Origin of the sequence: Pseudonocardia sp. SID8383, assembly GCF_009864975.1 — a bacterium.
GTDB lineage: Bacteria > Actinomycetota > Actinomycetes > Mycobacteriales > Pseudonocardiaceae > Pseudonocardia > Pseudonocardia alni.
In genome coordinates this window covers 1-601 of the sequence record NZ_WWFY01000539.1, presented here as the reverse complement: position 1 = coordinate 601, position 601 = coordinate 1, and the positions used below count along the sequence as shown (strand labels likewise).

The following is a 601-nucleotide window of genomic DNA, read 5'->3' as shown; positions in this document are numbered from 1 at the left end:
CGGTGGTCGCCACCGCCGAGTTCGACCCGCTGCGCGACGAGGGCCGCGACTGGGCCGCGGCGCTGCGCGCGGGCGGGGTGGAGGTCACCGAGGTCGACGGACCCGGTCTCATCCACGGCTACGTCGCGTTCCTCGGCGTCGTGCCCGCGGCCGAGCGGATCGCCGGGCAGGCGCTGGCCACGTTCACCACGCTGCTGCGTCGCTAGCCGGATCGGGTGAACCGCTGTGCTCGTGACCTGCACCGACGAGGTCGCGTCACACGGATGTGACACGGGCGACACGGTGCGGTAGTCGTCCCGCGCCACCCTGTGGCTCCCCGGTCGCGCATCGTGACGACGACCGCACCGCGGGACGGAACGGACGACAGCGGCGCCCGCGGGCCGCCGCGGCCGCGAGGCGCGGAGGGTGGATGGCACGGTCGGAGATCGGACGCACTGGGGCCCGGTTCGGGGCGCCCCCGTCCCGGCACGCCCCCGACCCGGAGTACCCGCACGGCAGGCCGCCGGAGCCGGACCCGGAGCCCACCGTCGTGGCGGAGGAGCCGGAGTCCGAGCCGGAGAACCTGGTCGGAGTGACCGGGGCCCGGTTCGGCGGGCACTCC

The 601-nt window shown here is 76.2% G+C and carries 2 protein-coding genes; both read left to right on the top strand.

Annotated features, from left to right (window positions below; translation table 11 throughout):
• A partial coding sequence (locus GTW08_RS13250; RefSeq protein WP_161151987.1) for an alpha/beta hydrolase fold domain-containing protein occupies positions 1-206 on the top strand: 206 nt, incomplete at its 5' end.
• 203 nt (positions 207-409) lie between these two features.
• The coding region (locus GTW08_RS13245; protein ID WP_202417118.1) for a hypothetical protein at positions 410-601 on the top strand (192 nt) is incomplete at its 3' end.